The following is a 23817-nucleotide window of genomic DNA, read 5'->3' on the forward strand; positions in this document are numbered from 1 at the left end:
GGGGTGTTCCTGAACAGTAGACCCCGCAAGTCTAGGCGTTCAGCCCTGAGCAAGACCAGCCCTGTGCGGCCTCAGGCCGACGCTGGCAAGGGATAAAAGCTGAAATACTGGCACAAGGCCGTGATCAGGGCGGTGTATTCGGGAGGCGGCTGATAGAGGGTGAAACCGGCGTCGTAGTAACGCGGGGTGACATCTTCATGGCACCACAGGCAGCGCGCTGTCAGGTCGACCACTTGCACACGACCGTCACTGTCCGGCAGCTTGAGTCGCAATTCGAAATTGGCATCGACCAACAACGGGAGCTGGCTGATAAGCATCAGCCCGTCCTCGCAGACGTTGCCCAGATACCCCATGGGTTTGTCCGTGAAGCGATTGAACACCTTCAAGAAATACGGCAGTTGATGACGCTCGATACGGCGATCAGTAAACATGCTGAATATCACTTTGAAAGGCCATTAAGCATGGCCGCGCTAGTACCAAGGACCCCCAACGCTACACGACGCCCGGGAGCTGAAATGACCACTCAAGTGGTTCGCAAAGGCTTTTGTCACTCACGGTCAGACTGTGCAGACACACAAACGTCACTTCGCATATCGCACAGCAATATTAGTAAATGCAGGGCAAATGGCCAGCTCGCGGTTAAATTTTTGCCGGGATGGCCTGCGAATTGGCGTTGCCGGGTATGAATTTGAGGATGCGCAACGTTTCAATACGTGCCTTGGCCCGATACGCCCACTCGCTCTGCGGGAACTCCTTGATGATCCATTCGTAGGTCTGGGCAGCATCCAGGTAAAACTTCGTACGCTCCAGGCACAAACCGCGCAGCATGGCCGTTTGCGGCCAGATATAAGGACGGCTACGGCTGTCGCGATCGACTTCCGACAGCTCCAGCATGACCGCCTCGCAATTGCCCCGGTCGTAGGCGCGATAAGCATTGTTCAAGTGGTGGTTCATCGACCAGCGGGTGCAACCGACCACACTGGTGGCCAACAGTACAACGAGCAAAATTCGCATGGGTATCTCCTGTTCTCAGCAGGGTATCGACCCGGCGAGCGAATTCTTCAACCAATGACCGTATGCACCACAACTTAAGTCGAAAGTAGTGCAGAGGAACAATGACTACAACTTGAGACCATAGTAGCCTTTGGCAGCGCTTGAACTCAGGAGTCTTTGCATGTCCGTTCGTCGAACCAAAATCGTTGCCACCCTTGGCCCTGCCAGTAATTCACCGCAAATGCTGGAGCAGCTGATCCTGGCTGGCCTGGACGTTGCCCGTCTGAACTTTTCCCACGGCACGCCCGATGAGCACAAGGCCCGCGCCAAGCTGGTGCGCGACATCGCCGCCAAGCACGGCCGCTTCGTCGCTCTGCTGGGTGACCTGCAAGGCCCGAAAATTCGCATCGCCAAATTCGCCAACAAACGCATCGAGCTGAAAATCGGTGATCGTTTCACCTTCTCCACCAGCCATCCGCTGACAGAAGGCACTCAGGAAATCGTCGGCATCGACTACCCGGATCTGGTCAAGGATTGCGGCGTGGGCGACGAACTGCTGCTCGACGATGGCCGCGTGGTCATGCGTGTCGACACCGCCACTGATGACGCCCTGCACTGCACCGTGCTGATCGGCGGCCCGCTGTCGGACCACAAAGGCATCAACCGTCGCGGTGGCGGCCTGACAGCCCCGGCACTGACTGAAAAAGACAAAGCAGACATCAAACTCGCGGCCGAGATGCAGGTCGACTACCTGGCCGTTTCGTTCCCGCGTGATGCGGCGGACATGGAATACGCCCGTCAACTGCGCGACGAAGCCGGTGGCACCGCCTGGCTGGTGGCCAAGATCGAACGTGCCGAAGCCGTGGCCGACGACGAAACCCTCGACGGCCTGATCAAGGCCAGCGACGCGGTGATGGTTGCCCGTGGCGACCTGGGCGTCGAGATCGGTGACGCCGAGCTGGTAGGCATCCAGAAAAAAATCATCCTGCACGCACGCCGTCACAACAAGGCGGTGATCGTTGCGACCCAGATGATGGAGTCGATGATCCAGAACCCGATGCCAACCCGCGCTGAAGTGTCCGACGTGGCCAACGCCGTGCTCGACTACACCGACGCCGTGATGCTTTCGGCTGAAAGTGCTGCCGGTGCTTACCCGCTGGAGGCCGTACAAGCCATGGCGCGCATTTGTGTCGGCGCTGAAAAGCACCCGACCAGCAAAACCTCCAGCCACCGCATTGGTAAAACCTTCGAAAGCTGTGACCAGAGCATCGCGCTGGCGGCCATGTACACCGCCAACCACTTCCCGGGCGTCAAGGCCATCATCGCCCTGACCGAGAGTGGTTACACGCCGCTGATCATGTCGCGCATTCGCTCCTCGGTGCCGATCTACGCGTTTTCCCCGCACCGCGAAACCCAGGCCCGTGCCGCCATGTTCCGTGGCGTCTACACCGTGCCGTTCGACCCGGCCTCGTTGCCGCCAGAACAGGTCAGCCAGGCTGCCATTGACGAGCTGCTCAAGCGCGGCGTTGTCGAAAAAGGCGATTGGGTCATCCTGACCAAGGGCGACAGCTACCACACCATCGGTGGCACCAACGGCATGAAGATCCTGCATGTCGGCGACAAAATGGTGTAAGCCTTAACCGGCCCACACCCCAAGCCCCGCCCGAGCAATCCGGCGGGGCTTTTTGCATCAGGGGGCGGCTTTATGGATAAAACCGGATAACGCCGCCACTGCCTCAGGCGATTTCAAGCGCTGAATAAACAGCCAGCTTTCTTCTTCAATCACCCGTTGCAACTGCTCACGCCCCGGCGCCCTCATCAACCGCTTGCTGTCTTGCACCGCAGCCGGGGCCAGCGCAGCCAGTCGATGCGCAGCCGCATGGGCTTGGCGCAGCACCGCCTCACCGTCCTCCAGCGCGGCATTGGCCAGCCCCCAGTTCGCCGCCTGCTCCCCGCTGAACCCCTCACCCAGCAGCAGCAACCCGGCCGCCCTTGCCTGCCCCAGCCGTTGCGGCAACAGCAGACTCGACCCGAATTCCGGGCTCAGGCCCAAGTTGACAAACGGCATGCGCAGGCGTGCATCGCCCGCCACATACACCAGGTCGCAATGCAGCAACAGGGTGGTGCCAATGCCCACCGCAGCGCCAGCCACCGCAGCCACCACCGGTTTACGGCAGGCCAGCAAGCTGCGCATAAAGCAAAACACCGGGCTATCCATGTCCGTCGGCGGGACTTCAAGAAAGTCCACGATGTCATTGCCGCTGGTGAAACAGTGCGCACTGCCGCACAACACGATGGCATGCACCGACGCGTCAGCATCGGCCTGCTGCAGCGCAGTGGCCAGGCGACTGTACATATCGCGGGTCAGGGCGTTTTTCTTTTCGGGGCGATTCAGGCGCAGGGTCAACACCGCGCCGTCACGTTCACTAACGATGGTTTGAGTCATGGGCACGCTCAAAAAGGGGAAAGACAGCACTCAACCCCGACTTAAAAAGGCATCCGCCAGCAGTTGGTTGCGCGACAACCCGGCCAGGAACAAACGCTTGGCGAACGCCTCCACCGTGTCAGGATGCCCACACACTAGGGCACGTGTCTGGCGCGAAACAAGGCGCATCCGGACTAGAAAATCCGCCAATTCATCCTGCCGTACGTATTCAACCTGCAACTGAGGGTGGGCCTGGGCCAACGCTTGCAGTTCGGCCTTGAGGTAATGCCCGGCCTCATCACGGGCCACATGCACCACTCGAATCGGGCCGTGGTGCGCTTGGCGCAAGGCTTCACGCAATACGCCATACAACGGGCCCAGCCCACTACCCGCCGCCAGCAACCACAACGCCAGCTCCTGCCAGTCCGGGTCGTAATGCAGCGCCCCCCCGCGCAACTCGCCCAACCGCACCGCATCCCCCACCGTGAGCTGACGCGCCGCGCGGATAAAGGCACCGGGCTTGGCGCACTCGAGATGAAACTCCAGAAACGGGTCTTCCCCCGGCAAACTGGCCAACGAATACGGCCGTGCCACCCCGTCGGCCGTCCACAACACCAGATGCTGCCCGGCGCGATAGCGCAGCGGGCGCTCCGGCACGAGCCGAAGCCGCAACAACGTCGGGCTTAACCAGTCCAGCGCTGCCACCCGGGCAGGCAGGCCGTCTCGCACCGGATCAAACGCCTCAACCTGCAAATCCCCGACCACCTGGCACTGACAAGCCAGGCGCCAGCCTTGCTCGCGTTGGGCACGGGTCAGGGCTTCGGGCTTCAAGTCCAACGGCTCGCCCTGCACGCAACGCACCAGACACGCATGGCAACTGCCCGCACGGCAACTGTAGGGCACACCTACCCCGGCCTGATTCAGGCTGTCGAGCAAATTACTGCCGACGGTAACCGGCCAGCACTGATCGGCGACGTGTAACTCGGGCACTTCGGGGCTCCTGTGGGCAATTAGTCTTATAGACGCTAGCGGGTTGTGAGGGACCGACTGCCCCGCACGCCCGCAAACCCGTGCAATCAAAAGCATGCGCAGGTTCCGGGCCCTTATCGCAGCCTTGGGCGGCGACTACAAGTTTTGCCTGCTCAGGTGTATCAATGAGAGGGCCGGGTTATACTGCCGCGCCTTTTTTGTGCCGGTCATGCGTGCCCGGCGCATCCCAGCAAAGATGTTTACGACAGACCGAACGACCCAGGTCGCAAACACCTTATTGAATGTTCCCGTCTTATAGAGGAGCGCGACCCATGACCGTGATCAAGCAAGACGACCTGATTCAGAGCGTTGCTGACGCCCTGCAATTCATTTCCTACTACCACCCCGTGGACTTCATCCAGGCCATGCACGAGGCCTACCTGCGCGAAGAATCGCCGGCAGCCCGTGACTCGATGGCACAAATCCTGATCAACTCGCGCATGTGTGCCACCGGCCACCGCCCGATCTGCCAGGACACCGGCATCGTCACCGTGTTTGTACGTGTGGGCATGGACGTGCGCTGGGATGGCGCCACCATGGGCCTGGACGACATGATCAACGAAGGCGTGCGTCGCGCTTACAACCTGCCGGAAAACGTCCTGCGTGCTTCGATCCTGGCCGATCCGGCCGGTGCCCGCCGCAACACCAAGGACAACACCCCGGCGGTCATCCACTACTCCATCGTCCCGGGTAACACCGTGGAAGTGGACGTAGCGGCCAAGGGCGGCGGTTCCGAGAACAAGTCGAAAATGGCCATGCTCAACCCGTCCGACTCGATCGTAGACTGGGTGCTCAAAACCGTTCCGACCATGGGCGCTGGCTGGTGCCCACCGGGCATGCTGGGCATTGGGATCGGCGGCACGGCTGAAAAAGCAGCCGTCATGGCCAAAGAAGTGTTGATGGAATCCATCGACATTCACGAGCTGATCAAGCGCGGCCCGTCCAACCGTATCGAAGAGATGCGTCTGGAGCTGTTCGAAAAGGTCAACCAACTCGGTATCGGCGCCCAGGGCCTGGGCGGCCTGACCACCGTGCTCGACGTAAAAATCATGGACTACCCGACCCACGCCGCCTCGCTGCCGGTGTGCATGATCCCGAACTGCGCCGCCACCCGTCACGCCCACTTCGTACTGGACGGCTCCGGCCCGGCAGCACTCGAAGCGCCACCGCTGGACGCCTACCCGGAAATCGTCTGGGAAGCCGGCCCGTCGGCTCGCCGTGTCAACCTCGACACCCTGACCCCGGAAGACGTGCAAAGCTGGAAGCCGGGCGAAACCGTCCTGCTGAACGGCAAAATGCTCACCGGCCGTGACGCTGCGCACAAACGCATGGTTGAAATGCTGAACAAGGGCGAAACCTTGCCGGTCGACCTCAAGGGCCGCTTTATCTACTACGTGGGCCCGGTTGATCCGGTGCGTGACGAAGTGGTGGGCCCTGCCGGTCCGACAACTGCAACGCGGATGGACAAGTTCACGCGCCAGATCCTCGATCAGACCGGCCTGCTGGGCATGATCGGCAAATCCGAGCGTGGCCCGACCGCCATCGAAGCGATCAAGGAACACAAAGCGGTGTACCTGATGGCCGTCGGCGGCGCGGCTTACCTGGTGGCTCAAGCGATCAAGAAGTCGCGCGTGGTGGCGTTCGCCGAACTGGGCATGGAAGCGATCTACGAGTTCGACGTAAAAGACATGCCGGTGACAGTGGCTGTCGACAGTTCAGGTGAGTCGGTGCACATCACCGGCCCGGCGATCTGGCAGAAGAAAATCAGCGAGAGCCTGGCCGTAGAAGTGCAGTAAGCGCTTTTAAGTCAGACACAAAAACGGCCGGGTTAACCGGCCGTTTTTTTATGCGCGTGATGTACAAGCCCCTCACTCAACCCTCTGCTAAAGGGAGGGTTGGGGTGAAGGCTGGCCGTGACTCAAAACGCGTTACGGAAGATTTCTTCAATCTGCGCCTGATCGGCCTTGCGCGGATTGGTCAGACCACACGCATCTTTCAACGCGTTGGTCGCCAGAATCGGGATGTCATCCAGCTTGGCGCCCAAGTCCCGCAGGCCCGCCGGAATGTCGACAGCTTTAGCCAAGGTCCGAATTGCCGCAATCGCCGCCTGAGCACCCTCTTCCGGGCTCAACCCGCGGATATCCGCGCCCAGCGCATGGGCCACGTCAGTCAGGCGTGACGCACACACGCTGGCGTTGAAGGTCTGCACGTGGGGCAACAGCACGGCATTACACACGCCGTGGGGCAAGTCGTAAAAACCGCCCAACTGGTGCGCCATCGCGTGCACAAACCCCAGCGACGCATTGTTGAACGCCATACCGGCCAGAAATTGCGCATACGCCATGTTCTCGCGCGCGGTCAGGTCCTTGCCGTCATGAACCGCCTGACGCAGGTTTTGGCTGATCAGCTCCATCGCCTTGATCGCACAGGCATCGGTAATCGGGTTGGCCGCAATGGACACGTACGCTTCAATGGCGTGCGTCAGCGCGTCCATGCCGGTGGCCGCCGTCAGGCCTTTGGGCATGGCCACCATCAATTGCGGGTCGTTGACCGATAGCAGCGGCGTCACGTTGCGGTCGACGATGGCCATTTTCACGTGGCGCTCTTCATCGGTGATGATGCAAAAACGCGTCATCTCACTGGCCGTGCCGGCGGTGGTATTGATGGCCACGAGGGGCAGTTGCGGCTTGGCCGAGCGGTCGACGCCTTCGTAATCGCGAATATGCCCGCCATTGGTGGCGCACAGCGCAATACCCTTGGCGCAATCGTGGGGCGAGCCGCCGCCCAGCGACAGCACGAAATCACACTGATGTTGCTTGAGCACAACCAGACCGGCTTCCACGTTGGCGATGCTCGGGTTGGGTTTGGCCCCGTCGAACACCACCGCATTGATGTCCTGCGCGGCCAGTTTTTCGGCAATCATGGCCGCCACGCCCGCCTTGGCCAGCCCGGCGTCGGTCACGATCAACGCGTTGCGAAACCCATAATTGCGAATTGCAGTCATGGCTTCATCCAGACAACCGTTGCCCATGATGTTCACGGCCGGGATAAAAAAGGTACTGGTCATGGCGAGTCCTCTTTGCGGGCGCACCCGCGACGCTGATGAAGTCAATGAGCATAGCTTCAACTCATCAGCGCATCCGGATGTTGATCTGGCTCAACACATGGTCGTGATAAAGTCCCGCACCGCCCACGCCTTGAGATGACCTACGCGATGACCCCCTTCCAGGAATTTGATGCCGAACTAGAAGACTGGAACGCCCTACGCACCAGCACCCCGTGCAGCGGCTTGCTGCTCGGCAATGGCGCAAGCATGGCCGTGTGGCATGACTTTTATTACGACTCGCTGTTTGAAAAAACCAAAAGCGTGGCCGAAAAACCCCTCAGCCAGACGGAACTCAGCGTGTTTGACGCCTTGAACACGCGCAATTTCGAGCACGTGCTCAGTGCCCTGAAAACCGCGAGCAAGGTCAACAAGGCGCTGGCCATCAGCTCTGCATCACCGCGCAAACGTTACTACGCCATCAAGGAAGCCCTGATCAACAGCACTCAGGATGTCCATATTCCCTGGCGCTTGATGCCCGCCGCCACGCTGGATTGCTGGCAGGAAGAACTGGCCCGCTACAGCACGGTGTATTGCTCTAACTATGACCTGCTGGCGCCGTGGGCGCTGATGCAGGCGCCCAAGCGTTTCAACGATTTGTTCCAGACGCCGGGCGCCACTTTTGAACTGGCGCAGGCCGCAGCCAAAGGCAAAACCACCCGCGTGCTGTACCTGCACGGCGCGCTGCACCTGGTAAAAAATCAGGAAGGCAAGGCACGCAAATCCGTGGGCGATCCCGCCGCGCTGCTCAGCAACTTCGCCATCAATCACTCCATCAGCGCGCTGGATGACGTGCCGCTGTTTGTCAGCGAAGGCACCAGCGACGACAAGCGCAAGTCGATCCGGATGTCGGATTACCTGTCGTTTTGCCATGAACAGTTGATGGCCCACAAAGACAGCCTGTGCATCTTCGGCCACAGCCTGGGTGAGCAAGATCAACACCTGATTGACGCCCTGCGCCTGGCGCCCCTGAAAACCCTGTGCATCTCGATTTATCCGCGCAGCGAAGCCTTCATCCGCTTCCAGAAAAACCATTACACGCAGCTATTTGCACAGAACAAGGTGGCATTGCGCTTCTTTAACGCTAAAACGCACCCATTGGGCGACAGCCGTCACTCAGTACCGGTCGAGCGCTGAAAGCGCCCTTCGCCTTACTCCTCGATGCTGTGCACCACCACCAACAATTGCGCTTGAACCTCACCCACCGAACGCACGCGGTGAGGTTTTTGCGCATTGAAATGCAGGGCATCGCCGCGCTGCAACAACGAGGGGAAGGCAAGGCGCCGTTCTATAACGGTTGCAACCCGCTGACACTGTGGCCTTCGCTGCGGGTGCAAAAGGCTGGTGCACAGCGGCGCCGAACCTGATTCGGGCGCTGAATCTGACGCTGCATTACGCCATGCTGGCCAACGACTTAGACGCCGCGTGCGCCCTGTTACACGGGTTGCTGGCTCAACTGAAATAACCCTGCTCCGGCCGACGCGCACCGGGCTGCCTAGCCCGGCGCATCGGCCACCGGCCCCTCACAGCTTCTCTTTGATGACCGTGGTGGGCCCATTGCTTTTCACACTGGCAATGCCCTTCTCCCGCGCCGCTTCGGTGCTGTATTGCTCACTGGTGCCGATGATCTGGTGATTGGCCGCCTTCAGGTTGAAATACGGTTTGCCGTCTTTCGCCACCTTGCGGTCATAGCGTTCATCCAGCGGGCTGTTGGCCTGAACCGAAGCAATGCCCTTTTTCGCCGCCTCGTGCGTGGTGTACTGCTCACTCACCAAAATGGTTTCGGCATTCGCTGCTTTCAATACGAATCGGAACTGCCCGTTGCTGGTCTTGCTCAACTCATACCAACCCGACATAGCGTTTCTCCTTGTGGCTGAAGGTCATTTGTCCCCTTCAGTAAAGCGCTCACCCAGCAATTAGCCATTTATCTGTAGGAAAAAAGAAAAAAGGAAAGGTGAATTTACATAGAGACAAATAGTAATAATTCTCGATACCATTCGCGGCTTATTTTGCATCGCTGAGTCCACAAGGATTTTCATGTCTCGCTTTAAACCTGACCCCGCGTTGGCCGAATCCTTACGCGAGTTCTATACGCAGATTCTGCATTTCCTGCGTAAGCGCACCGACAACGCCAGCGATGCAGCTGACATGACGCAAGACGTTTTCACGCAATGGCTGGGCTATCAGGACCGGGCCAAGGTCCAGCAACCCCGGGCGTTTTTGTTTCAGATGGCGCGCAACCTGCTGCGCGATCACTGGCGACGCCAGCAGGTGCGCCAATCCGTGCATGCGGATCAGGTTGAACGCGAAGACGAGCCGTTAAGCGATGAGAGGGATGACCCCATGCTGGCCGCACACCGCCTGCAACGGCTTGAACAACTCAAGACCGTACTCGCAGAGCTCTCGCCCCGGCGCCGTGAAGCCCTTATCCTGCACCGCTTCGAAGGGTTGAGTCAGGCGCAGATCGCGCAACGCATGGGAATCTCGGTCAGCATGGTAGAAAAGCACATCGCCTTTGCGTTGTTGCACTGCAAGCAACATTTACAGCGGGACAGCGGCAAGGAGCAGCCACAATGAGCCCTTTTCAATCGGCCGCCCACGACAGCATTGATGCGCAGGCGGCCAGCTGGTTTGCACGCAATCGCAATCGGCCCGACGCACAGACCCGCGCGCAATTCGACGCCTGGCATGCGCAACCGGCGCATGCACGGGCGTATGCCGAGTTCGAGTCGCTATGGGCCGACTTGGGCGAACTGCAACACCGGAACAAACCGCTGCCACTGCCGGTCAAGCCGGCGATCAAGCGTCGTTCGACGTTTGCCCTGGCTACGGCGGCAGCCGTGTTGTGTGCCGTGCTGGCCTTGAACATCGGCACCCCCGTCACGCTGCACCAGCAACAGCTCACGACCCAGTCCCAAGGTGCGAAAACCCTGACACTGCCCGATGGCAGCACCCTCTACGTCAATGCCAACACCCAACTGCGCCTCGATTTCAACGCACAACAACGCGACATTTACCTGGAACGCGGTCAGCTGTACATCGAGGTGGCGGCCAATAAAGACCAGCCGCTGGTGGTGCACGCCGATGACGCGCGGATACGGGTGGTCGGCACCGGTTTCGATGTGCGACGCAGCCCACGCCAACTGGTGGTCAGCGTCGCCCACGGCCAGGTTGCGTTCGTGCCTGACGCCAAGCGCTCTGCCCTGCTCGGCGCCGATCAGCGTGCCACGTACGACTACGCGCGCCAGGCATTGACTGAACACACCCTCACGGCCAGCGAAATCGGCGATTGGCGCAACGGGCACCTGGCCTTTCGCAACCGCGAGCTGGCCAGCCTGATCGACGAACTGGACCTCTACCGGCCCGGCATCATCGAACTGGCCAATGGGCCGCTCCAACAGTACAAGGTCTCAGGCCACCTCGACATCAATGATCCGCTGGCACTGGTGAAAGCCTTGCCCGCCTTGATCCCGGTGAACACCGTGTGGCTGGACAACGGAAAAATCCGCATCGAACCCCGCTAAAAAAACATATGCGAATATTTTGCATTCGCATATGTGGTTTTTTAATCGCCCCGCGTCTTCCTTCGGTCTGCGTTGTTAACGCATGTCTTTTTGGCCTTTGTTGCCGCACTGGGGGATTTCATGTTTCGCGCACCGCATCACGTCTCGCATTTCTGCACACGCCCGACCCTGCTGGCCGCCTGCCTGGCGTTCTGCCTGCAGGCTCACGCCGAGTCGGTCCAACTGCAATTGCCTGCACAGTCGCTGGCCAATTCGTTGAGTGCCGTGGCCCGGCAAGCCAACATCCAGTTGCTGTTTGACGAAGCACTGTTGCGCAACATCAAGGCCCCGGCGCTGAACGGCCGTTACAGCGCGCAAGAAGCCATCAACCAGTTGTTGCGCGGCACCGATTTCAGCCTGACCCAGGTCGACCGCACCTTCGTCGTGCGCCCCAAGGAAGAAGGCACGACGACCAGCAACAGCCTGCAGCTCAGTGCCATGAGCGTGATCGGCACCGGCAATGAAGTCGACTCCAGCAACGTCGGCAAATCGACCCTGACCCAAGCTGAAATCAATCGCTATCAGGCCAACAACATTCCCAGCCTGCTGGCGACACTGCCCGGCATCAACCTCGGCGGCTCGCTCAAGCCCGGTGGCCAGACCATCAACATTTGGGGCATGGGCGAAGCCGAAGACGTGCAGATGACCGTCGATGGCGCGACCAAAAGCGGCTTCGAACGCTACATGCAAGGCACCATTTTCATTGAGCCGGAGCTGATCAAGGGGCTGGTGGTCGAGAAAGGCCCGCACGATATACGCACCGGCAACGGCGGCTTTGCCGGCTCCGTGCACATGGAAACCAAAGACGCCCCGGACTTGCTCGCAGAAGGCAAAGACACCGGCGCCATGCTCAAGTACGGCTACAGCAGCAACGATCACCAGCAGGTTTACAGTGGCGCCGTGTATGGCCGCACCGATGATGGTCGCGCGGATGCGCTGGTGTATTACACCAAGCGCGATGGCGACAACATGAAGCTGGCCGGGCACATGCCAGACCCCAAGAATGCCTACCCGATCAACCCCAAACGCTTGCCCAACACCGCCCAGGACCTGGACGCGCAACTGCTCAAAGTGAACCTGCACTTCAACGAAGAGCACAGCCTGGGGATGTCGTACTCACGCTCCAACAACTACCTGTGGGTGCCCTTCTCGGCCATCAGCTACCCGGCCCCGCCGAGCCAGGCCAACATCGACAAATATGGGTACGACATCGCCACCCGGCGTTACTTGTCGAACCGTTCGACCATCGACACCACGTGGTCCGCCAAATACAACTACCAGCCCCTTGAAAACCCCTTGGTGAACCTTGAGGTCAAGTACTCGCATTCCAATACCGAGCAAACCGATACGCGTGGCGCTCAAGCTTATTTCCAGCCGTCCACCGGCGGTCGCAAGATGGAAACCGGCTACACCGACGACATGGTGCAAATCGAAAACGTCAGTCTGTTTGCCAGCGGCCCGCTGGACCATGCCGTGACCACGGGCATGCAGGTGCGCAAGCACCAGCGTGATGTCGACATGTGGATGCCGGGCAAGACCTACGAGGTAGAAAAATACAACTACGGCCACTACCAGCCCAGCTTCATGCCCAAAGGCAAAGTCGACACCCACAGCTTTTACCTGCAAGACGCGATCACCCTCGGTGACTTCACCCTGACCCCGTCCGTGCGGTACGACCACGTGCGTAACCGCGGTGAAGAAAACGATGCACCGTTCTATAACCACGCGGAATTGGGTCACGACTACAGCGATAAAACCTACACGGGCTGGTCGCCTCGCCTGTCAGCCTTTTGGAAAATCACCCCCAACACAGCGCTGTTTGTCGACTACAGCAAAACCTGGCGCGCCCCGGTCATCGACGAACAATACGAGCTACAAGGGCTCGGCAGTCGCACAGCCACCAGCCTGAATCTGAAACCGGAAAAGATCACAGGCTGGCGAGCAGGCAACATCACCAACTTCGATCAGATTTTTACTGACAGCGACCATGCACTGATCCGCACCACGCTGTTTCAAAACACCGTCGACAATGAAATATTCAAGGCCACCGGCGTCGGCTGTGCCGCCCAGACAGCGGCGGGTAGCCTGTCCAAAGACTGCGGGCCGGGCAACATACCGAACTACCGCAACATTGGCAGTGTGACCATCAAGGGCTTTGAAGTTGAAAGTTTCTACGAATCCACGTACCTGTTCGGTTCACTGTCGTACGCCTGGATGACTGGCAAACACCAAGGTGCCTACACCAACCCGTGGGGGCCAAACGTCTGGGCACGTGACATTCCGGCGCCTAAATGGGTCGCCGTGCTGGGGACCAAAATTCCGGCATGGGATGCACGCGTGGGCTGGAAAGGTGAGTTCGTGCGCAAGACCGACCGTCTGCCAAGCGACAAGTACTCGGGTAACGAGATCAGTGTGTTAGGGGATCGCTACTACGACCAACACGCCAATGACGGGTACAACGTGCAGGGCCTGTTCGCCAACTGGACACCTCAGCAGCCTTACCTCAAAGGCACCGAGGTCAACTTCACGGTCGACAACCTGTTCAACAAAAGTTACCAGCCGATGCTCAGTGGGGATAACGCCTATAGCCAGGGCCGCAATGCCAAGATCAGCGTGACCCGTTTCTTCTGAGAGCGACGCTGGCCGCTGCGGCGAGCACGACCATCAACCGTGCTTGCGCGGCACCACATTCAAACCGCTCGACGGCACCCGACGCTGACTCAGGTAACGGGTGCAACTGACCCGCAGGAACGAGGCGAAGTTGACCACTTCGCCTTGGTAATCCATCACCTCTTCGTAGAGCTTGGCCACCAGTTGATTGGTGGTCATGCCATCGGCGTCGGCGATTTCACTGAGGATGTCCCAGAACTGGTTTTCCAGACGCAACGTCGTGACCACGCCACCGATACGCAACGATCGCGAGCGTGACTCGTACAGAATCGGATCGGCTTTGACGTACAGTTCACACATGGTCACGCCCTCGTCTTACACGGTAATGGTGGTGCCCAGCAGGCTCACAAACGCCGCCAGCCACGCAGGGTGCGCAGGCCAGGCAGGCGCGGTGACCAAGTTGCCCTGCACATGGGCCTGGCTGACGTCGATATCCATAAACGTACCGCCCGCCAGTCGCACTTCCGGGGCACACGCCGGGTAAGCGCTGCACTCGCGACCTTCCAGGATCCCGGCCGCCGCCAGCAACTGCGCACCGTGGCACACCGCAGCTATGGGCTTACCGGCCTTGTCGAAGTCGCGCACCAGTTCAAGTACTTTTTCATTCAAGCGAAGGTATTCCGGCGCACGACCACCTGGCACCAACAAGGCGTCGTAGTCGCCCGCCTTGACCGTGTCGAAATCACAATTCAGGCCAAACAGGTGGCCGGGCTTTTCGCTGTAGGTCTGATCGCCTTCAAAGTCATGAATGGCCGTGCGCACGGTCTGCCCCGAGGTTTTGCCCGGACAGACGGCGTGCACCTGATGGCCGATCATCAACAGCGCCTGAAACGGCACCATCACTTCGTAGTCTTCGACGTAATCGCCCACCAGCATCAGAATTTTTTTCGCCGCCATGTCGCGTACTCCCATGAGTGAGGACTGCCCTGACAGGCGCTGCCGGAGGCAGGCCTGCGGGTCATCGTTGGTTTTCGAAAGCTCGGAAACCCCACAAGAGTAGTCACTGAGTACCTACACGGGTAATAACCCGGTACTACACAGGTTTACTTCAACAACCCATCGGCCCGGAGCAGGGTTTCGAGGCAGTGTTCCTCAATGCCGTAGAACGCCTTGAGTGCCTGAATCTTCACCAGCAACTGCGCAGGGTCTACAGGCTCGGCGCGTTTGACCGCGAGGATCATTTTGTTCTTGTTGGTGTGTTCCAGCGAGATGAACTCAAACACCTTGGTGTCATAACCGCAGGCTTCCAGAAACAACGCCCGCAGACTGTCTGTCACCATCTCGGCCTGCTGGCCCAGGTGCAGGCCGTATTGCAGCATCGGCTTGAGCAGCGCTGGGCTCTGGATCTGCAGGCGGATCTGCTTATGGCAGCACGGCGAACACATGATGATCGCGGCGCCCGAGCGGATGCCCATGTGAATCGCGTAATCGGTGGCGATGTCACAGGCATGCAGCGCGATCATCACGTCAATCGGCGTCGGTGCAAAACTGCGCACGTCGCCATGCAGAAAGCTCAGGCCCGGATGTTCCAGACGCTGCGCCGCGTTATTGCACAACGTGACCATGTCTTCACGCAGCTCAACGCCGGTGACCACGCCTTCAGCGTGCAGGCTGTGGCGCAAGTAATCGTGAATCGCAAACGTGAGGTAGCCCTTGCCCGAACCGAAATCCACCACCTTGACCGGCTGATCCAGCGTGAGCGGCGAGCTGCTCAGCGCGTGGGAAAACACCTCAATGAACTTATTGATCTGCTTCCACTTGCGCGACATGGCCGGGATCAGTTCTTGCTGTTTATTGGTCACGCCCAGATCAGCCAAAAACGGACGCGTCAGGTCCAGAAAGCGATTTTTCTCACGATTATGCTCAGCTGACGGCACTTCCCGCGCGTGCTGGCTTTTGCCCTTGAACAGTGAGCTTTTGCCTTTTTTGCTGTACTCCAGCTGCACTTCGTCGGTCAGGGTCAGCAGGTGCGCGTTCTTGAACGCTTGCGGCAACAAACCGGCAATCGTCGTCACCGCCTCGTCCAGCGGTAAATTCTTGGTGATATCGCGGGTTTTGTAGCGGTACACAAACGACAGGCAAGGCTGATCCTTGACCGTGACCTGCTTGATGATGACCCGCTGCAGCTCAGGCTCAGGCCCCACGTACTTGGCCAGCACCAGCTTGATAAACGAGTTTTGCGCCAGGCCGGTGTCCAGCAGGTTCAAAAATTGCGCACGATGATCCGGCGCAGACGCGGCGGTGGTAGCAGTCACTGACATTGAAAAAAGCGCCTCGGGGGATGCAGGAGGGGAAATCAGGAAAGGAATGGCGGGTATTTTAGGCGGGTTGGCGGCACAGGGCACGGGGTAATTTTGCTGCGCAGTCTTCGTGGGGTTCTGATGAGCACCCTTCCTGGCATTGCAAAGACTCAGTGGCGTAACCAACCACATGAAATTGACATGGATAAAACCCTGAAAATGCCGCCGGCCGGCATGCATAAACGGTCATTCGAACAGCCTAAATTGGGTGCCTTAACTCGTTATTACGTCGACAAACAAGTCAACCATGAAAATAATTATATATAACCATCACTGGTGCCAGTGCAACATCCATATTCATCCCCTGCATCATAGGTGTTACCCCCCACAATAATACTGATACCTACATTGCCTACATTATGAGGGGGAGGCGGTGGTGACGGAAGTACAGGCCTGGACGGTGTATATGTACCGCCGATAAAACCACCACCTATTCCGTTGCCAAGATCGGGGGCAACCGTTGAAAAAGGCTGCAACTCACCCGTCGCCGATATCCAATTACAGGACAACATCATATTGGCATACGCCAGCCTCAGGGTATTACGATCAACAATCTTCATATCCGGAGCACACCTATAATCGAGGTAGTTATCGGAGGGATTATTGCCAAAAAAATCTCCGGCTGACTTCATAATGCGTTTAAGTGTTTCAGACCTAATAATCGACAGCAAACTCGCCCCTACAGAAACCACGGCGGCCACCGCGACAAAACCAGAAGCAGCTCCCACCAAAATAGCGAAAGTACCAATAATTCCTGCCACATTCCCTACCAGACTCAATACATCCCCAGGGCTTATTTCTCGACCCTCTCTGACATCCACACCCACCTTCAAAAAAGTGATCGTGCCTGCGATGATATTGCCAGGCATACTTATTATTGGCACATAAGGGCCAGCCAATTTTGTCACTGAAGTAATACTGGCAATAACAGCCCCGGTCTGTGCCGTCTGACTCACCAACTCCATTCCTTGGCTATTCATTATAAACTGATCCGAGATGGCCGTTGCACCCGAACCGACTGTAGCACCGTCATTAATCACACCTATAATTATTTCTGTTTTTCCTGCCATCTGCTATTCCTAAATTATTGTTTTAAACGCCAGAGTCATCCTGACCTGATCGCACTTGGCCGAAGGTGATCGGGCTGCATGGGGGATTCGCCCATCGAACACAACCACTCTCTTTGATTTAGGAAGCACCGCCTTAATAATATTTGCTTTAGTTTCATCGTAAAAAACCAGTTCACCACCCCACGAGGTCGGCCAATACTCATTGCAAAACACAATAATGGTTAAACCCGGATGAACTTTATTATCTCGATGAATAATCGTGTCTTGACCAAACGTCTGTCCATTTGCATAAACACCAAGCAAGGTCACTTTAAATGTATGCAAGGCTAAAAATCGTTCCCACACCCCCGTCAAAAAACCCCAAGCCTGGTTGCCCCTCAATTCATCAAGGCTTGACTGGCCAAGCGGGCGCCCTTTGCCGGCTATAAAGACGTGCCAGCAGGGTCTGACAAAGGGTAAAGCCTCATAATTTGGCCAGTTATACCGCCACACCTCTCCCTTGAGCTGAATATTGATTTCACTCTCTTCAGCTTCTGTCAAAAAATCATCAAACACATAAATTGACTCATCAACTTTCTCTGTCCTCATTGAATACCTTCCTATGACAATATCGATTAAAAATACCGTACCTAATGATATGAAATACAAAATAACCTACAGCCAAACTTGAGTAAGCAACCATAATATAACTAATAATATTGTTACCCCTCGCCCACCGCGCTATCTGCTGACGGCTCATCATCAGTAGAAATTCTTCATCATAGACCGCCCAAACAAATGTATTATCGCTGTCAGCGTCTACAGCCACCCACAATTTTTTATGCTTGCGAACATCCAACAAACCGTCCTCATAACTGGGAAATTCAATCCTGTATTTATAATCACTCTCGCCTCGCCCCACATTAAAATACAAATACACTGATGATTTTGACCTACCCAAAGCATGGGTAACATAAGCGCTGCGCAGTACCATGCTTTTAGGCACCGCGGGCACCTCCACCCGCTCATTCCACATCATCACACCAACTCCGAACATCAGCAGACAAAAAAAGACCACCACCACTAATTCCATGGGAGTTGCCACATAACCAGGCGGCATATAAAAAGGTGACTTATTCATTTCTGCCTCTTGCGCGATTGATTTAAAACTAAAGCCTCAATATTGATACAGCAACCCTATATCCGTAGGGGTTTCGTTATTTTTCGGGCATTGTCACCCAAACGACTAACCACCACCATTAGCGCCATACGATTTCCCACACCATACTTTGACAACAATGACGACACATGATCCCGAACCGTAAAATCACTAATCAGCAACTGTTGTGCTATCGCCTTATTTGTGCACCCATCCATAAGCAAATCAAGCACCTCTTTCTCCCTAGATGTAAGTTTCATCCCCTTATCCCCATCTTTTATCAACCTCAGAGCACATTAAAAAAACACCCGGACACAATACAACCTAACCATCATTCAAAAAAAATGACAACACAGCTTTCCACAACAATGAGAACTATAAATAGCGGGAACTTATATTGCAGACTCGCAAGAACTTACTTACGGAGATACAAGAATAAAACCACAAAGAGGACATCACAAAAGTCTGATACTTCTTAGCGAAGTATCAGAAACATCAAGACCAGAAAGAAAACGATTACAACATCACCAACCGATTCGGCAATTGATTACGCGGTTGGGTTTTCGGGATGTGCTGCGCAAGCAACTCAGCACTGGCATCGATACAGGCAATAAAGCCTTCAGCCGTATGCCCCAACGCCACACGACGGACGAAATCGTTGACGATGGAGCCCCAGTCGCTGTCGTCCAGATGGCGTGAAATCCCTTCATCCACCAGGATTTCAACATAACGCTCAGCTTCACTGACAAAAATCAGCACCCCGGTGCGGTCTTGGGTGTGATGCAGCTTTTGCTCCAGAAACTGGCGCCGCGCCAGGTTGCTGGCCCGCCAATGCCGCACACGAGGCGGGATCAAGCGGGTGGTAATCGCCGGGATGCGAAAGATCAGGCAGAGGAAGACAAAGCTGGCCCATTGCAGCATGAGCAGCGAATAGATCTGAATGCCGCCGATAAAAAAGTGCGCCAATGCGGGCACCAGCAAGGCGATCAAGCTGGCCCAGAGCAGCGGGATATAACTGTAGTCGTCCGCGCGCGGGGCTAATACGGTGACAATTTCGGCGTCTGTGTGTTGCTCGGCGCGGGTGACCGCTTCTTCGACCTGCCGTTGTTGCGCTTGTGTGAGTAAAGCCATGAGTGTTTATGCTCGCCTGAAAATTGAATTACCAGCCGCCCGAGGCACCACCGCCGCCAAAGCTGCCACCGCCGCCACTAAAGCCGCCACCTCCTGCGCCACCACCAAAACCGCCCCCGCCAAAACCGCCGGAGCGTGAACCGCCCCCGCCGCCCGAGTTGCAGATGCCGTAGAACTGGCACGCGGCAACCACTATGACAAACAGGACGAATAACAGCAGTACGACAAAGGGATGTTCGGCCAGCAAGTCATTGCCATCGCCCTGCCCGCTGGCGTAGGCCGGTTCGGCCAATGGATCGCCGCCCAACACCTGAAGGATCGCTGCAACACCGTCGCTGATGCCCTGGCTGAAGTGGCCCGCTTTAAAGGCAGGCGTGATGACTTGATTGATGATTACCGACGATTGCGCGTCTGTGAGGCGGTCTTCCAGCCCATAACCGACCTCGATGCGCAATTTGCGGTCGTCACGGGCAACGATCAGCAAGGCACCGTTGTTTTTGTCCTTTTGACCGATGCCCCAGGTGCGCCCCAATTGGTAGCCGAAGTCTTCAATGGGGGTGCCTTGCAAATCAGGCACGGTCACTACCACCACCTGCTCGCCGGTGGCTTTTTCGTGGGCTTCAAGCGATTGCGTCAATTGCTGACGCGTGGCGGGATCGAGCATTTGCCCGTCGTCCACTACCCGTCCGCTGAGTGCGGGAAATGTCAGCGCCTGGGCCGTGGCTATAAATAGCCACAGCAGCAGGCCTGACCCCAGTCTTGATATACGCATCTGCACCACGCTGATTGAAGGGGGGACGTACCCGTAGTAGCTGCCGAGGAACGCAGCCTTCGTTCATCGGCAGCTGCTACGGGGCTCGCGTATTGGCCAGGCGTCTTAAAACTTCACTTCAGGCGCTTTGTCGGCGTCCGGGCTGGTGGCTTCGAACGTCGGACGCACGGGCAAATCGCTGTACATCACGGCATGCCACAGACGCCCCGGGAAGGTGCGGATCTCGGTGTTGTAACGCTCGACCGCGAGGATGAAGTCGCGACGGGCCACGCTGATGCGGTTTTCCGTGCCTTCGAGCTGCGATTGCAACGAGAGGAAGTTCTGGTTGGATTTGAGGTCCGGGTAGCGCTCGGAAACCACCATCAATCGGCTCAAGGCCCCGGTCAGCTGATTTTGCGCATCCTGAAACTGCTTGAGTTTTTCAGGGTTATTGAGGGTACTGGCATCCACTTGAATCGAGGTGGCCTTGGCCCGCGCTTCAATCACCGCAGTCAGCGTCGCCTGCTCCTGCTTGGCTGCGCCCTTGACCGTCTCTACCAGGTTGGGGATCAGATCCGAACGACGCTGATACTGGTTTTGCACCTGTGACCAGGCCGCTTTGACCTGCTCATCGAGGGTCGGAATGGTGTTGATACCGCATCCGGCCAAGACGCTGCTCATCAGCAGCAACGCCATGACTTTCCAGCCGGTGGCGGTCTGTACGCGTTGTATTCCCATGGTCGTGACGCTCCAAAATGATCGCATTGAATTCATAGACATCGCTTGCCCGAGAAAAACTCCATCGCCTTCATTGAATATCGCCAGCAGCACTGGATTGCAGGCTACTAATCAGATAAAAGACTTCTCGCATGTAGTGCTACTCCTACTAAAGATAGGGCAATTCTTTAAGTTAAGTATTCCCGATCCAATCCAGAACAATATCGCTTCAAGAATGCGGGGCTTCCTCGCTTTATGTGAGCGGCTGCGTAGAAGAATTCCATGAGAAAAATGTGTTTGCTGGGCATCGCCATCAGCCTGGCCAGTTCCTGCGCGTGGGCGCAGACCCCGTCCGTCGCGCTGGAGCATAAAGCGGCGTTCATCACGGACTTGATGAACCGGATGACCCTCGATGAAAAAGTCGGGCAGTTGCGCCTCATCAGCATTGCGTCAGACATGCCGCGAGAGTTGATTCGCAAGGAAATTGCGGCAGGCCGCATCGGCGGCACGTTCAACTCGGTGACGCGCCCCGAAAACCGCCCCATGCAAGACGCTGCCATGCGCAGCCGGCTGAAAATCCCGATGTTTTTTGCCTACGACGTGATTCACGGGCACCGCACCATTTTCCCGATCAGCCTGGCGCTGGCCTCCAGCTGGGACATGGATGCCATCGCCCTGAGCGGCCGGGTGTCGGCCAAGGAAGCCAGCGCCGACAGCCTTGACCTGACCTTTGCCCCAATGGTCGATATCGCCCGCGACCCGCGCTGGGGGCGCACCTCTGAGGGGTTCGGCGAAGACACCTACCTGGTCTCGCGCATCGCCAAAGTCATGGTGCAGGCGTATCAAGGTGTGTCCCCGGCCCTGCCCGGCAACATCATGGCCAGCGTCAAGCATTTCGCCCTGTATGGCGCCGTCGAAGGCGGCCGCGACTACAACATCGTCGACATGAGCCCGACGCGCATGTTTCAGGATTACCTGCCGCCTTACCACGCCGCCATTGACGCTGGCGCGGGCAGCGTGATGGTGGCGCTGAACTCGATCAACGGTGTACCGGCCACCTCCAACACCTGGCTGATGCAGGATTTGTTGCGCAAGCAATGGGGCTTCAAAGGCGTGGCGGTCAGTGACCACGGCGCGATTCTGGAACTGATCAAGCATGGCGTGGCCAAGGATGAGCGTGAAGCCGCCACGCTGGCGATCAAGGCCGGGGTCGACATGAGCATGAATGACCTGGTGTATGGCAAGGAGCTGCCGGGCTTGATCAGGTCCGGCAAAGTGCCACAAAGCGATCTGGACAACGCGGTGCGTGAAGTGCTGGGCGCCAAGTACGACATGGGCCTGTTTAAAGACCCGTACCTGCGTATCGGCAAAGCCGAAGACGATCCGGCCGACATCAATGCCGAAAGCCGCCTGCACCGGGCCGAGGCCCGCGAGGTGGCGCGCAAGAGCCAAGTGCTGCTCAAGAATGAATCGCGCACCCTGCCTTTGAACAAGCGGGCGAACATCGCGTTGATCGGGCCGCTCGCCGATTCGAAGATCGACATGCTCGGCAGCTGGTCGGGCGCCGGGGTTCCCGCGCAGTCGGTGACCGTGCTTGAAGGCTTGCGCTCTGCCGTGGGCAAACCGGGCACGCTGACCTACGCCCGTGGTGCCAACGTGACCGATGATCAGGCCGTGGTCGACTACCTCAATTACTCCAACCCCAACATGCTCGACCTGACCAACGACCCGCGCCCGGCGCAAGCGATGCTCGATGAAGCCGTCAAGGTGGCGCAACAGGCCGATGTGATTGTGGCCGTGGTAGGCGAAGCCCGGGGCATGTCCCACGAAGCGGCCAGCCGCACCGACCTCGACTTGCCTGCGACGCAACGCGCGTTGATTAGTGCCCTCAAGGCCACCGGCAAACCGCTGGTGCTGGTCTTGATGAATGGCCGCCCGCTGTCAATCGGCGATCAGGTGCAACAGGCCGATGCCGTGCTGGAAACCTGGTACAGCGGCACAGAAGGCGGCAATGCGATTGCCGACGTGCTGTTCGGTGACTACAACCCCTCGGGCAAGCTGCCGATCACCTTCCCCCGGTCGGTGGGCCAGATTCCGAGTTACTACAGCCACTTGCGCATCGGTCGACCGTTCACGCCGGGCAAGCCGGGCAACTACACCTCGCAGTATTTCGATGCCCCGAACACCCCGCTCTACCCGTTCGGTTATGGCTTGAGCTACACCGACTTCAGCGTGTCGGCGCCGCAACTGTCGGCCAACACCTTCAAGCCCGGGTCAGCCCTGACGGCCAGCGTGACGGTGAAGAACACCGGGCAGCGCGCCGGCGAAACCGTGGTGCAGCTTTATATACAGGACGTGAGTGCGTCGATGAGCCGCCCCGTCAAAGAGCTGAAAAACTTCCAGAAGCTGATGCTCCAGCCAGGGGAAGAAAAGGTCGTGCAGTTCAGCATCGACGAAGACGCCCTGAAGTTTTACAACACCCAACTCCAGTACGCTGCCGAACCCGGCGAATTCAACGTGCAAATTGGCCTGGATTCGCAAAACGTCCAGCAGACGAGTTTCCAACTGCTCTGACGTCGCCGCCGGGGAGGCTTTGAACGGTCTTCCCGGCACTTCTTGAGCGCAATATCCGCTTGACCTTTTCGATCTTTGCGCCCGCCTCAAAATGCGTTCGGACAGCGCTGTTTTTTGTGGTAGGGTTCGCGCCCTCAAAATCCAGCGCGCCCGATTTCATCCCGGCAAAAACAGTGACAGACGGTGGAATGCCGGTGTCATGCGGCCTACGTGGAGATTCGAGGGTTCATACACAAATTACACACAGGGTTATCCACAGGTGGTGCATTGCACACCTCTTGTAAAACGCATATCTTGTATCAATTCCGCCAAAAGACCCCACATATAGGGTTTTAGGGCAAAAACCCAACACA

23 protein-coding genes and 2 pseudogenes are annotated in these 23817 nt (G+C 57.7%); 8 read left to right on the forward strand and 17 right to left on the reverse strand.

The features are described from left to right. Positions 1 to 71 precede the first annotated feature (71 nt). The gene (locus V6F78_RS13030) at positions 72 to 431 is read right to left on the reverse strand and encodes a PilZ domain-containing protein (RefSeq protein WP_047295361.1); all 360 of its coding nucleotides are present in this window, start codon (positions 429 to 431) and stop codon (positions 72 to 74) included. A gap of 208 nt (positions 432 to 639) precedes the next feature. Next, positions 640 to 1014 carry a tetratricopeptide repeat protein gene (locus tag V6F78_RS13035; RefSeq protein ID WP_047276773.1) on the reverse strand — a complete coding sequence of 125 codons (375 nt, stop codon included), beginning with the start codon at positions 1012 to 1014 and terminating at the stop codon, positions 640 to 642. A 160-nt stretch (positions 1015 to 1174) separates the two neighbouring features. Here V6F78_RS13035 and pyk point away from each other — a divergent pair, with 160 nt between their 5' ends. Continuing rightward, positions 1175 to 2626: a pyruvate kinase gene (gene pyk, locus V6F78_RS13040; protein ID WP_047276775.1), complete on the forward strand. Its 1452-nt coding sequence runs from the start codon at positions 1175 to 1177 to the stop codon at positions 2624 to 2626. A gap of 57 nt (positions 2627 to 2683) precedes the next feature. Here the strand turns inward: pyk and V6F78_RS13045 are convergent, their stop codons facing one another. Together V6F78_RS13045 and V6F78_RS13050 are read right to left on the reverse strand one after the other, a co-directional pair. Beyond that, positions 2684 to 3439, reverse strand: a complete 756-nt coding sequence (locus tag V6F78_RS13045; RefSeq protein ID WP_047278034.1) for an enoyl-CoA hydratase-related protein — start codon at positions 3437 to 3439, stop codon at positions 2684 to 2686. 30 nt (positions 3440 to 3469) lie between these two features. Then, positions 3470 to 4408, reverse strand: a complete 939-nt coding sequence (locus tag V6F78_RS13050; protein ID WP_094990253.1) for an iron-sulfur-binding ferredoxin reductase — start codon at positions 4406 to 4408, stop codon at positions 3470 to 3472. 311 nt (positions 4409 to 4719) lie between these two features. Between V6F78_RS13050 and V6F78_RS13055 the strand changes: the two genes are divergently transcribed. Further along, positions 4720 to 6243, forward strand: coding sequence for a fumarate hydratase (locus tag V6F78_RS13055; RefSeq protein WP_047276780.1), 1524 nt, complete (start codon positions 4720 to 4722; stop codon positions 6241 to 6243). A 122-nt stretch (positions 6244 to 6365) separates the two neighbouring features. On the opposite strand, the gene yiaY is transcribed toward V6F78_RS13055, so the two are convergent. After that, positions 6366 to 7514, reverse strand: coding sequence for an L-threonine dehydrogenase (yiaY, locus tag V6F78_RS13060; RefSeq protein ID WP_047281025.1), 1149 nt, complete (start codon positions 7512 to 7514; stop codon positions 6366 to 6368). A 147-nt stretch (positions 7515 to 7661) separates the two neighbouring features. On the opposite strand from yiaY, the gene V6F78_RS13065 reads away from it, so the two are divergent. Then, positions 7662 to 8687, forward strand: coding sequence for a DUF4917 family protein (locus V6F78_RS13065; RefSeq protein ID WP_047281026.1), 1026 nt, complete (start codon positions 7662 to 7664; stop codon positions 8685 to 8687). 14 nt (positions 8688 to 8701) lie between these two features. Here the strand turns inward: V6F78_RS13065 and V6F78_RS13070 are convergent. Then, a pseudogene (locus V6F78_RS13070) lies at positions 8702 to 8815 on the reverse strand (cupin domain-containing protein); the annotation flags it as partial. Here V6F78_RS13070 and V6F78_RS13075 point away from each other — a divergent pair. Continuing rightward, positions 8786 to 9009, forward strand: a pseudogene (locus tag V6F78_RS13075) (dihydrodipicolinate synthase family protein); the annotation flags it as partial. The pseudogenes V6F78_RS13070 and V6F78_RS13075 overlap by 30 nt on opposite strands. Positions 9010 to 9073: 64 nt before the next feature. Here the strand turns inward: V6F78_RS13075 and V6F78_RS13080 are convergent. Beyond that, entirely contained in the window at positions 9074 to 9406 is a 333-nt protein-coding gene (locus V6F78_RS13080) for a YegP family protein (RefSeq protein ID WP_047276791.1), read from the reverse strand. 181 nt (positions 9407 to 9587) lie between these two features. Between V6F78_RS13080 and V6F78_RS13085 the strand changes: the two genes are divergently transcribed. The 3 genes from V6F78_RS13085 (at position 9588) to V6F78_RS13095 (ending at position 13744) form a co-directional block, all read left to right on the forward strand. Continuing rightward, the gene (locus V6F78_RS13085) at positions 9588 to 10127 is read left to right on the forward strand and encodes an RNA polymerase sigma factor (RefSeq protein WP_047276793.1); all 540 of its coding nucleotides are present in this window, start codon (positions 9588 to 9590) and stop codon (positions 10125 to 10127) included. Beyond that, positions 10124 to 11074, forward strand: a complete 951-nt coding sequence (locus tag V6F78_RS13090) for a FecR family protein (protein ID WP_047295370.1) — start codon at positions 10124 to 10126, stop codon at positions 11072 to 11074. Before V6F78_RS13085 ends, V6F78_RS13090 begins: the two co-directional genes overlap by 4 nt. A 120-nt stretch (positions 11075 to 11194) precedes the next feature. Next, positions 11195 to 13744: a TonB-dependent receptor gene (locus V6F78_RS13095; RefSeq protein ID WP_332727463.1), complete on the forward strand. Its 2550-nt coding sequence runs from the start codon at positions 11195 to 11197 to the stop codon at positions 13742 to 13744. A gap of 33 nt (positions 13745 to 13777) precedes the next feature. Here V6F78_RS13095 and V6F78_RS13100 read toward each other — a convergent pair whose 3' ends face one another. The 10 genes from V6F78_RS13100 to V6F78_RS13145 form a co-directional block, all read right to left on the reverse strand. Then, the gene (locus tag V6F78_RS13100) at positions 13778 to 14083 is read right to left on the reverse strand and encodes a ribbon-helix-helix domain-containing protein (protein ID WP_047278045.1); all 306 of its coding nucleotides are present in this window, start codon (positions 14081 to 14083) and stop codon (positions 13778 to 13780) included. A gap of 15 nt (positions 14084 to 14098) precedes the next feature. Beyond that, the gene (locus V6F78_RS13105; RefSeq protein WP_047276800.1) at positions 14099 to 14680 is read right to left on the reverse strand and encodes a DJ-1/PfpI family protein; all 582 of its coding nucleotides are present in this window, start codon (positions 14678 to 14680) and stop codon (positions 14099 to 14101) included. Positions 14681 to 14826: 146 nt separating this feature from the next. Then, positions 14827 to 16044: a class I SAM-dependent methyltransferase gene (locus tag V6F78_RS13110; RefSeq protein WP_047295373.1), complete on the reverse strand. Its 1218-nt coding sequence runs from the start codon at positions 16042 to 16044 to the stop codon at positions 14827 to 14829. A 296-nt stretch (positions 16045 to 16340) separates the two neighbouring features. Further along, positions 16341 to 17153 (reverse strand): hypothetical protein, encoded by an 813-nt coding sequence (locus tag V6F78_RS13115; protein ID WP_094990251.1) that lies wholly within the window; start codon positions 17151 to 17153, stop codon positions 16341 to 16343. A 9-nt stretch (positions 17154 to 17162) separates the two neighbouring features. Continuing rightward, positions 17163 to 17741 carry a 2OG-Fe(II) oxygenase gene (locus V6F78_RS13120; protein ID WP_047295375.1) on the reverse strand — a complete coding sequence of 193 codons (579 nt, stop codon included), beginning with the start codon at positions 17739 to 17741 and terminating at the stop codon, positions 17163 to 17165. After that, on the reverse strand, positions 17722 to 18273 hold the full coding sequence (locus tag V6F78_RS13125; RefSeq protein WP_047295377.1) for a hypothetical protein: 552 nt from the start codon (positions 18271 to 18273) through the stop codon (positions 17722 to 17724). Before V6F78_RS13125 ends, V6F78_RS13120 begins: the two co-directional genes overlap by 20 nt. A 56-nt stretch (positions 18274 to 18329) precedes the next feature. Then, entirely contained in the window at positions 18330 to 18551 is a 222-nt protein-coding gene (locus tag V6F78_RS13130; RefSeq protein ID WP_332727467.1) for a LuxR C-terminal-related transcriptional regulator, read from the reverse strand. Positions 18552 to 18807: 256 nt separating this feature from the next. Next, positions 18808 to 19422 (reverse strand): TPM domain-containing protein, encoded by a 615-nt coding sequence (locus V6F78_RS13135; protein ID WP_047295379.1) that lies wholly within the window; start codon positions 19420 to 19422, stop codon positions 18808 to 18810. Positions 19423 to 19450: 28 nt separating this feature from the next. Next, positions 19451 to 20194, reverse strand: coding sequence for a TPM domain-containing protein (locus tag V6F78_RS13140; protein WP_094990250.1), 744 nt, complete (start codon positions 20192 to 20194; stop codon positions 19451 to 19453). Between the two features lie 105 nt (positions 20195 to 20299). Further along, positions 20300 to 20911, reverse strand: coding sequence for a LemA family protein (locus V6F78_RS13145; RefSeq protein WP_070411899.1), 612 nt, complete (start codon positions 20909 to 20911; stop codon positions 20300 to 20302). A gap of 261 nt (positions 20912 to 21172) precedes the next feature. Here V6F78_RS13145 and bglX point away from each other — a divergent pair, with 261 nt between their 5' ends. Further along, positions 21173 to 23464 (forward strand): beta-glucosidase BglX, encoded by a 2292-nt coding sequence (gene bglX / locus V6F78_RS13150; protein WP_332727472.1) that lies wholly within the window; start codon positions 21173 to 21175, stop codon positions 23462 to 23464. The last annotated feature ends 353 nt before the right edge of the window (positions 23465 to 23817 follow it).

Source organism: Pseudomonas sp. ESBL9, assembly GCF_036668715.1.
GTDB classification, from domain to species: Bacteria; Pseudomonadota; Gammaproteobacteria; order Pseudomonadales; family Pseudomonadaceae; genus Aquipseudomonas; species Aquipseudomonas lundensis.